This is a genomic window from Streptomyces sp. NPDC059455, assembly GCF_042750115.1.
GTDB classification, from domain to species: domain Bacteria; phylum Actinomycetota; class Actinomycetes; order Streptomycetales; family Streptomycetaceae; genus Streptomyces; species Streptomyces endocoffeicus.
The window spans coordinates 1-9,030 of sequence record NZ_JBHYVB010000324.1; the positions used below are offsets into that span (position 1 = coordinate 1).

Below are 9,030 nucleotides of genomic sequence, written 5' to 3' on the forward strand. Positions count from 1 at the left end.
GTGTTCGCTTGGCCGGCGGTGTTCCTCCTCTACGACGCAAGGCGCCGGGTGGGGGCCCCCCACCGCCCCGGGAGGGCGCGGGGGGGGGTGTGTGAATTCCCCCCCGCGCGGGCGCCCCGCCCCCCACCCTCGTCGCCGTTCGTCAGGCGGGGGTTTCCGCGGTGGCGGTCAGGACGGCACGGCCGAGGATGTGGCCGGCCATGGTGAAGCCGAGGACGGCCGGGGTGGCGTCGGCCGGGACGTCGATGGACTCGACGTCGAGGGCGTGCACCACGACGAAGTAGCGGTGCGGGCCGTGCCCGGCGGGCGGGGCGGCGCCGATGTAGCGGGCCGCGCGGGCGTCGTTGGGCAGTTGGAAGGCGCCCTCGGGCAGGCCCGAGCCGGTGTCGTCGCCCGCCCCCTCGGGCAGCTCGGTCACGGTGGCGGGGATGTCGGCCACCGCCCAGTGCCAGAACCCGGACCCGGTGGGGGCGTCGGGGTCGTAGACGGTGACGGCGTAGCTCTTGGTGCCTTCCGGGGCGCCGCTCCAGGTCAGCTGCGGGGAGACGTCCTTCCCGCCGGGGACGCCGGATATGCCGGAGAGCTGCTCGGGCGACCAGGCGGCGCCGTCGGTGACGGTGGCGCTGGTGACGGTGAAGGAGGCCGCCTCGGGGAGGCGGGCGAAGGGGTCGTTGGCGCTCATGGCGTGGTTCCTTTCGGGCCGTGCTGGGGGTGGCGAGGAGAGGCGGCAGGCAGAGGGCGCGCGGCATCGCGCGGCGGCACCACCGTCGCCTTCTTCCGGACCGATGGATCGACCATAGCACCGATAATCGATTATCTGCTGGATCGTCTATGCTGAGCGGTATGACTCAGACGGGCCCCACCTCGACCTCGTCGGGGAAGCAGATGCTCTCCGAGCAGGTCTACGCGCACTTGCGGCACGCGATCATGCGCGGGGAGCACGCCCCCGGCGACGCCCTCAAACCGCAGGACCTCGCCAAGAAGCAGGGCGTGAGCCTGGCCGTCGTGCGCGAGGCGCTCGTACGGGTGGTCGGCGAGGGTCTCGCCGACCGGCTGCCCAACCGCGGTTTCGCCGTCCCGGCCTTCTCCGACCGCCGCTGGCAGGAGATCGCGGAGGCCCGCCGGACCATCGAACCGGTCGTGCTGCGCATGTCCATCGAGCGCGGCGACGTGGACTGGGAGGCCCGGGTACGGGCCGCCCACCACCGTCTGGCGCGCACCCCGCCGTATCTGCCGGAGGAGGGCGAGTACTACAGCGATGCCTGGTCCGAGGCCCATCGGAGCTTCCACCGCACCCTGCTGGAGGGCTGCGGCAACCCCGTTCTCCTGGAGACCTTCGACCGGATGTGGACCGCGAGCGAACTGGCCCGCCGCTGGTCGGCACACCGCAACCCGGACCGGGACGGCATCGACGAACACCGCCGCCTGGAGGAGGCGGCGGTGGCCCGCGACGCCGACACCGCGGCCGAGGTACTGGCCCAGCACCTCACCCAGACCGCGGCCGCCCTGACCGGCTCCACACCCGGCGAACCCGCGAAGGAAGGCTGATCGGCCGCCCCGGCCGGACGGGCGCCGCGAGGTGGGCGTCAGACCGTGGACAGGTCGATGGCCCGGTCGACGTCGTCGGGGCGCAGCACCCGCAGGATGCCTTCGAGCAGGTAGTAGTCGGCGTAGGGGAGCGAGATCTCGATGCCGTCCTCGCTCGGGCGGTTGCGGGTGCAGCGTGCCACGACCGCCTCGGCGCGGGTCGACTTCGTGGTCAGGCAGGTCTGCGACAGCGCGGTGAGCAGCCGCAGCGCCGCCTCGCGGTAGCGCGGTTCGCCGGTGGCCCTGGACAGGTCGAGCAGACCGCAGGCCATGACCGCGCCCGCGGAGGCGTCCTTGATGTCGTGGGGTGCTTGTGGGGCGAGGTAGTCCCACACGGGGACGTTGTCCGGGGTGAGCGAGCCCAGGGCGAAGTCGGCGAGTTTCCGGGCGGTGGCGAGGAACTCCCGGTGGCCGGTGCGGCGGTGGAGGGTGGTGAACCCGTAGATCCCCCATGCCTGCCCGCGTGACCAGCAGGAGGCCGGGCTGTAGCCCTGCACGGTGGCCGGGCCGAGAGGAGCGCCGGAGGACGGGTCGAAGTCGAAGACGTGCGGGGTGGATCCGTCCGGGCGGGGGAAGTGCCGCTGGGTGGTTCTCGCGTGCTCCACGGCGATGTCGAGGTACTCGCTGTCCCCGCTCTGGCTGCTCGCGAACGCCAGCAGATCGAGGTTCATCATCGTGTCCATGATGACCCGGCCCGCGTTCGCCTGCTCGTCCAGCGCTCCCCAGGCCCGGATGAAACGGCCGCGCGGGTTGTACCGCCGGATCAGCGACGAGGCCGCCCGCAGCGCGCCCGCCCGCCAGGTCTCGTCACCGGTGAGCCGCCAGGCGGTGACCCACGACGGGTAGAAGAGGAATCCGAGGTCGTGGGTGCCGGTGTCGTTCTGGCGGGGGGCGAGCTTCTCCGCGGAGGCGAGGGCCAGGGTGCGGAACCGATCCTCGCCGCTGTGCAGCCACGCCATCCACAGCGTGCCGGGCCAGAACCCGCCAACCCAGTCGCCGCTCTGGGAGTACGTCCACTTCTCGAACTTCGTACCGACCGGAAAGCCACTCACCCCCGGTGCGACCGCGCGCAGCTTCGCCACCGCGTAGTCCGCCGTCTCGCGGAAGGCGCGGAGCGTGGCGGCATGGCCGGGGACCTCCTCCGCCGCCAGGGCCGGGGGAGCGATCGAAGTGGCCGCCACCGCGGTACCGGCCGCGGTGGTCAGCAGGGCTCGCCGGGAAACGCTCATCAGTGTCCGCCCTTCACGAGTGGTGAATCCGACAACGGCATGACGACATGCGGTCCGTGCGTTCGGCCGACTGTGGGGCGCGGGCGACATACCCGCGCCCCACAGGCGAACTGGTGGAACTGGTGGAGCGTGTTACGGGATCAGGGGTACTCGGTCACGTTCGCCACGTTGCTGTTGGCGTCCGAGGGACCTCCCGTGTCATTGATGACATGGTTGATGGTGCCGGTGCCGCCGAGCGAGACGGTGACCATGTCATGGAACTTCACATCCGGGCTCCGGGGGACCTCGAAGGCGTGCTCGGCGGTGACGGACTTGTTGGTGTTGAAGAAGCAGTAGCTGCCCAGGCCCCAGGCCTCATGGCGGTTGACCGAGTCGGCCACCTTGTAGGCGGCGTATCCCTTGGTGGAGCCGTTCATCCAGGCGGCCTGGTCGGGCGGGTCGTAGGGCATCTCGTTCTGGTAGAAGTACGTCCGGCCGCCCTCGCCGTTCCAGGTCGTCTGATTCTTCTGGTAGTGCTCGACGAACAGGCCGTACATGGTCACGTCGTCGCCGTTGACGACGAGCCCGTTGTCGGCCGTGTTGGAGTCCCAGCCGACGCCGTCGCCGTGGTCGGCGCGCCAGATCCACGTGTGGTCGCCGATCACGTTCGAGCTGTTGACCACCAGGCTGGTGGACGCCTTGCCCACGCCCGCGCCGCCGACCCGGAAGAACACATCGTGCAGCGAGGTGGGGTTGTCGGCGTGGTTCGCGGACGAGTCCTCGGGGCCGACCTCCATCAGCGTGTCGGAGTTCTCGGTACCCGCGTCGATGAGCAGGCCCGCGAGCTTGACGCCGTCCACATCTGCCACGTTCATCGCCGATACCCCGTTGTCGGGAACCAGCGTGGCCAGCCCCAGGCCCAGTACGACGGTGTCGGGCTTGGTCACCTTCAGCGGTGCGTCGAGGTGGTAGACGCCCGGGGTGATGAGCAGGTGCTTGCCCGCGTCGAGCGCCGCGTTCATCTCCTCGGCCGTGGCATCCGGCTTGGCGATGAAGAAGTCGCTCAGCGGGAGCGATTCGCCCTTCGGCGTCCCCGAGGACCAGGACGTGCCCGTCGAATCCTTGCGCACCTCCGGCACGAACACCTTGTACGCGCCGTCGTCGTCGACGTACAGGAACGGCTTCTCACGGGTGATGGGCGACTTGTCGACCCGGGTGTACGGCGGGTTGGGGAAGTCCCCGGCCGGGGCGTTCTGCGCGCCGACGAACACCATGTTCCAGTTGGAGCCGGTCCAGCTGCCCCATTCGGTGTTGCGGGACAGCCACTGCTGCTGCGATCCGGACTTCACCTGCCCGTCGACCTTGGTGTCGGCCAGCAGACCGCCGCTGGACCAGCCGCCGTCGTCCAGCCGCAGATCGCCCTTCAGATGCATACGGCGGTACGGGGCGGCCTGCGAGACGGCCCAGCGGTCCGCGCCGCCGTCCGGGTTGACGGCGAGGTTCTCGGCGTCGCGCCAGAAGTTCTGCGTCGCGTTGCCGTCGAACCAGTCGGCCTCGGCGTGCACCTGGCCGTTGATGGTGGTGTCGTCGGGCGACAGGCCGAGGCCCGCCACCTGGGTGTAGAAGCCGACATTGGCCTTGACGTCGTACGAGCCGGGCTTGAACAGCAGGGCGTGCCGGGCCTGGCCGAACTGGTTCTTCTCCTGCTCGCCGAAGACCGAGTCGAGCTTGCCCTGGATCTCCTGCGCGGACATCGACGGGTCGAAGATCTGCACATTGGGACCCAGGTCCGGCTCGGCGTCCGCGCCGTGCGCCGCCGGTACGGTCAGCGCCGCGGCGACGGCGCCGGCCAGCACGGCGAACGCGGCGGTGGCGCGGGCGATGCGACGGCGTCGGCGGTGCCCGGGTTGAGCGGTGTCCCCGGTGGTGTCCATCGCGGTGGTGTCGTTCGTCATGGTGGTGTCCCCCTCAGCCCTTGTACCGGGCGAATATCCCGGTGAACTGCCAGGGCTCCTGGGCGACTCCGGAGCAGGTGTCGTCGTTCGGGTAGTCGCCGGGGCAGGGGCGGTCGCGGTTGACGGACCAGAAGGAGAGCCGCGACAGGTGGTGTTCGGAGGCGTAGCCCAGGATCGACTCGAAGTCGTCCGTGGTGACGGTCTCCTTGACGTCGGTGATGCCGTTCATCGAGGACAGGCCGCTGTGCCGGTAGGCGTCCTCGTCGCTGTAGCCGTAGGCGCCCTTGACGGCGTTCTTCAGCCCGTCGGTGGCCTGCTTGGTCAGCTCGGCCATGTTCTGGCCCTCGCCGCCGAAGTCGAACGGCATGATGGTCCAGCTGTCGGCCTCGAAGTCGGATTCGGCGGCCCGGCGGATCATGCCGTCGTCGGGGCCGTTCTGATCGCTGGGGAAGGTGACGTAGGTGAGCAGCCCCGGGTTGTCGGCCTTCACCTGCTTCAGGGCGTCGATCGTCTTCTGCTGGACGGCCGGGTCGTCGTAGGCGTCGCCCTCGATGTCGATGTCGATGGCCTTGAGACCGTAGGCGTCGATGACCTTCTGGTAGGCCCCGGCGAGGGCCTTCGCGTCGGCACAGGACTGCTCCAGCTTGTTGCCGCTCGCGCCACCGAAGGACGGCACCACGTCGCCGCCCTTGGCCCGTATGGCCTTCACGGTCTGCTCGTCGGCACCGCCGGCCAGCGGGCGGCTGCCGTCCCATTGCGGGTCGCAGCTGCCCGCGTCGAGGACGAAGGCGAGGGTGAACCAGCCGACGCCGGTGGCGTCCATCACCTCGCCCGGGTCCGGGGGATTGCCCCATCCGTTGTAGAGGTAGGGGGCCACGGCGGCGGGCGCGGCGGATGCCGAGGCTTGGTCCTGGCCGGTGTTGTCGGCCCAGGCGGCCGCGGTCGTGCTCGCGGCCGTGGCCGCGAGGGCCGCGGCCACGGCAAGGACGGTCCGCCGACGGCGGCGCCGCGCGCGGTCCCGGGCGGAGAGGTCTTCGCTGTGATTCATGTGGGGGGATGCCTTCCTGACACGCGGACGGGCCCCGGCAGTGGGCATGTCCGTCGGACAGGCGCCGCCGCAGCCCGCGACATGCGGTGTCCGGCCGGAAGGTCACGGCCGGACTCTCGGGCCCATATATTTCGGGAGTTGAACGTGTCTCGTCAATAGGTCCGCACCAATGAATGACCTGCCTTCAAAGGGCGAACTCGCAGGACGTGTCGCCGACGTCCGCGGCGGTGAACGGCCCTCCGCGCGGTGACTTGTTGGCATATCTGGTCCATACCAAACCCTTGACAGGCTTTTCCTTCACTTCTTAACTCACGTAATGAACTAAGTACCGCTGAGATCGCTCACGCACCCGGTCGGCGCCGTAACCACTTGGTTCGCATGCGCCTCATGCCTCTCCGCACCTGTCATCACCTGTTTCTGGAAGGGAGAGTCATGGACTCCCCGCGCTTACCCCGGCGACTACTGTTGTCCCTGGTCTCGGTCCTCGCCCTGGTGTCGCTGTCCACCGGACTGGCCCAGGGCACCTCGGCCTCCGCGGCGAGCCCCGCCGCGAAGCCCGCCGCGAGACCCGCCACGGCGGCCGCCGTCACGTTCTCCGACGAGTTCGACGGGCCCGCCGGCTCCGCCGTCAACGGCGGCAAGTGGCAGATCGAGACGGGGGACAACGTCAACAACCACGAGCGGCAGTACTACACGGCGGGCAACGGCAACGCCGCCCTCGACGGCCAGGGCCACCTGGTCATCACCGCCCGCCGTGAGAACCCGTCCAACTACCAGTGCTGGTACGGGCGGTGTGAGTACACCTCCGCCCGGCTGAACACCTCCGGCAAGTTCACCACCACCTACGGCCGGGTCGAGGCCCGGATGAAGGTCCCGCGCGGGCAGGGCATGTGGCCCGCGTTCTGGATGCTGGGCAACGACATCGGACAGGTCGGCTGGCCCAACTCCGGTGAGATCGACATCATGGAGAACGTGGGCTTCGAGCCCTCCACGGTGCACGGCACCCTCCACGGCCCCGGGTACTCGGGCTCCGGTGGCATCGGCGCCGGGTACTCCCTGCCCGGTGGCCAGGCGTTCGCCGACGCCTACCACACCTTCGCCATCGACTGGAGCCCGAACGCCATCAGCTGGTCCGTCGACGGCACGGTGTACCAGCGGCGCACCCCCGCCGATCTCGGTGGCCGGCAGTGGGTGTTCAACAAGCCCTTCTTCGTGATCCTCAACCTCGCGGTCGGCGGCTACTGGCCCGGGGACCCCGACGGCAGCACCTCCTTCCCCCAGCAGCTCCTCGTCGACTACGTCCGGGTCAGCACCGACAGCGGACAGCCGAGCGGCGGTGCCATCACCGGTGTCGGTGGCAAGTGTGTGGATGTGGCGGGTGCGAACAACGCCAATGGCACGCCGGTGCAGCTGTATGACTGCAATGGCAGCGGCGCACAGCAGTGGACGGTCGGCTCCGATGGCACGATTCGTGCGTTGGGGAAGTGTCTGGATGTGGCGTCGGGTGGTACGGCCGATGGCACCCTGGTTCAGCTGTGGGATTGCAATGGGAGCGCGGCTCAGCAGTGGGCGGTTCCGGCGGCGCGTGACATTGTGAATCCGCAGGCCAACAAGTGTCTGGATGCCACGGGTGGGAGTTCGGCGAACGGTACGCGGCTGCAGATATGGACCTGCACCGGCGCCGCCAACCAGAAGTGGACGGTGACCAGATGAAGGGCGGACTCCTGCGCGGACCCGGGGTGCGTGGCGTGCTCGGCGCCGCCGCCGCCGCTGCCCTCATCACGGGCTTGACCAGCCTTCCCGCGAGTGGCGCCGTGGCGGCCACCGGCCAGATCACCGGTGTCGGTGGCAAGTGTGTGGATGTGGCGGGTGCCAACAATGCCAATGGCACTGCCGTGCAGCTGTATGACTGCAATGGAACTGCCGCGCAGCAGTGGAGTGTTGGTTCCGATGGCACGATCCGTGCGTTGGGGAAGTGTCTGGATGTGGCGTCGGGTGGTACGGCCGATGGCACCCTGGTCCAGTTGTGGGATTGCAATGGGAGCGCGGCTCAGCAGTGGGCGGTTCCGGCGGCGCGTGACATTGTGAATCCGCAGGCCAACAAGTGTCTGGATGCCACGGGTGGGAGTTCGGCGAACGGTACGCGGCTGCAGATATGGACCTGCACCGGCGCCGCCAACCAGAAGTGGACGGCACCGAGCGGCGACACCACACCGCCCGGACCGGGTGCCATGGCCGTGGCCCCGTACCTCTACAACGGCTGGGGCAGCCCGCCGAGCCCCACCACCGTGATGAACGCGACCGGCGTCAAGTGGTTCACCCTCGCCTTCGTGCTCAGCAACGGCTACTGCAACCCGCAGTGGGACGGTGGCCGTCCGCTCACCGGAGGGGTCGACCAGCAGACCGTCAACACCGTGCGGTCGGCCGGTGGCGATGTCATCCCGTCCTTCGGCGGCTGGAGCGGCAACAAGCTGGAGAGCTCCTGCGGCAGCGCGGGCGAGCTGGCCGCCGCGTACCAGAAGGTCATCAACGCCTATGGGCTCAAGGCGATCGACATCGACATCGAGGCCGCGGCGTACGACAGTCCGACCGTCCAGCAGCGCACGGTCGACGCGCTGAAGACGGTCAAGGCCAACAACCCCGGCATTCAGGTGTACGTGACCTTCGGCACCGGCCAGAACGGCCCCGACAACAGCCTGATCAGCAAGGCCGCCGCATCCGGGCTGACCGTGGACAGCTGGACCATCATGCCGTTCAACTTCGGCGGAGCCGGCCAGAACATGGGCCAGCTCACCATCCGCGCCGCCGAGGGGCTCAAGAACGCGGTCAAGAGTGCCTACGGGTACTCGGACGACCAGGCGTACCGGCACTCCGGCATCTCGTCGATGAACGGCATCACCGACAACGGCGAGACGGTGACCGTGGCCGACTTCCGCACCATCCTCGGCTACGCCCAGCAGAAGCATCTCGCGCGGCTGACCTTCTGGTCGGTCAACCGGGACCGGCCCTGCACCGGTGGCGGAGCCGACACCTGCTCGGGCGTCTCCCAGCAGCCGTGGGACTTCACCCGCGTCTTCGCCCAGTACAGCGGCTGACCCACGACCCGACGCACCCATTTCCTATAGGAATCTGAGAGGCGGGTTTGGGGGGCCCGCCCCCCGGGGGGGCCGGGGGGGGCGGAGGCGGGGGGGGGGGGGGGGGGGTTTTTTTTTAGTGTGTTATCGTGGTGTGT

The 9,030-nt window shown here is 69.3% G+C and carries 6 protein-coding genes and 1 pseudogene; 3 read left to right on the plus strand and 4 right to left on the minus strand.

The genetic code is table 11. The features are described 5' to 3' along the window. Positions 1-142 precede the first annotated feature (142 nt). The gene (locus ACFXB5_RS50855) at positions 143-682 is read right to left on the minus strand and encodes a YbhB/YbcL family Raf kinase inhibitor-like protein (RefSeq protein WP_385222213.1); all 540 of its coding nucleotides are present in this window, start codon (positions 680-682) and stop codon (positions 143-145) included. 161 nt (positions 683-843) lie between these two features. Between ACFXB5_RS50855 and ACFXB5_RS50860 the strand changes: the two genes are divergently transcribed. Then, on the plus strand, positions 844-1,548 hold the full coding sequence (locus ACFXB5_RS50860; RefSeq protein ID WP_385222215.1) for a GntR family transcriptional regulator: 705 nt from the start codon (positions 844-846) through the stop codon (positions 1,546-1,548). A gap of 38 nt (positions 1,549-1,586) precedes the next feature. Here the strand turns inward: ACFXB5_RS50860 and ACFXB5_RS50865 are convergent, their stop codons facing one another. The 3 genes and pseudogenes from ACFXB5_RS50865 to ACFXB5_RS50875 all read right to left on the minus strand — a co-directional run. Further along, positions 1,587-2,816 carry a glucuronyl hydrolase gene (locus tag ACFXB5_RS50865; protein WP_385222218.1) on the minus strand — a complete coding sequence of 410 codons (1,230 nt, stop codon included), beginning with the start codon at positions 2,814-2,816 and terminating at the stop codon, positions 1,587-1,589. A gap of 140 nt (positions 2,817-2,956) precedes the next feature. Continuing rightward, positions 2,957-4,750: a coagulation factor 5/8 type domain-containing protein gene (locus tag ACFXB5_RS50870; protein WP_385222220.1), complete on the minus strand. Its 1,794-nt coding sequence runs from the start codon at positions 4,748-4,750 to the stop codon at positions 2,957-2,959. A gap of 13 nt (positions 4,751-4,763) precedes the next feature. Further along, positions 4,764-5,639 (minus strand): annotated as a pseudogene (locus tag ACFXB5_RS50875) (chitinase); the annotation flags it as partial. Between the two features lie 591 nt (positions 5,640-6,230). Between ACFXB5_RS50875 and ACFXB5_RS50880 the strand changes: the two are divergent. Both ACFXB5_RS50880 and ACFXB5_RS50885 read left to right on the plus strand, forming a co-directional pair. Then, entirely contained in the window at positions 6,231-7,511 is a 1,281-nt protein-coding gene (locus ACFXB5_RS50880) for a ricin-type beta-trefoil lectin domain protein (RefSeq protein ID WP_385222223.1), read from the plus strand. Beyond that, positions 7,508-8,893, plus strand: a complete 1,386-nt coding sequence (locus ACFXB5_RS50885) for a ricin-type beta-trefoil lectin domain protein (RefSeq protein WP_385222226.1) — start codon at positions 7,508-7,510, stop codon at positions 8,891-8,893. Before ACFXB5_RS50880 ends, ACFXB5_RS50885 begins: the two co-directional genes overlap by 4 nt. Positions 8,894-9,030 lie beyond the last annotated feature (137 nt).

Bases quoted from the DNA above. Each gene is read 5' to 3' on its own strand.
- ACFXB5_RS50855 (WP_385222213.1), bottom strand. From the start codon at position 682: ATGAGCGCCAACGACCCCTTCGCCCGCCTCCCCGAGGCGGCCTCCTTC.
- ACFXB5_RS50860 (WP_385222215.1), top strand. From the start codon at position 844: ATGACTCAGACGGGCCCCACCTCGACCTCGTCGGGGAAGCAGATGCTC.
- ACFXB5_RS50865 (WP_385222218.1), bottom strand. From the start codon at position 2,816: ATGAGCGTTTCCCGGCGAGCCCTGCTGACCACCGCGGCCGGTACCGCG.
- ACFXB5_RS50870 (WP_385222220.1), bottom strand. From the start codon at position 4,750: ATGACGAACGACACCACCGCGATGGACACCACCGGGGACACCGCTCAA.
- ACFXB5_RS50880 (WP_385222223.1), top strand. From the start codon at position 6,231: ATGGACTCCCCGCGCTTACCCCGGCGACTACTGTTGTCCCTGGTCTCG.
- ACFXB5_RS50885 (WP_385222226.1), top strand. From the start codon at position 7,508: ATGAAGGGCGGACTCCTGCGCGGACCCGGGGTGCGTGGCGTGCTCGGC.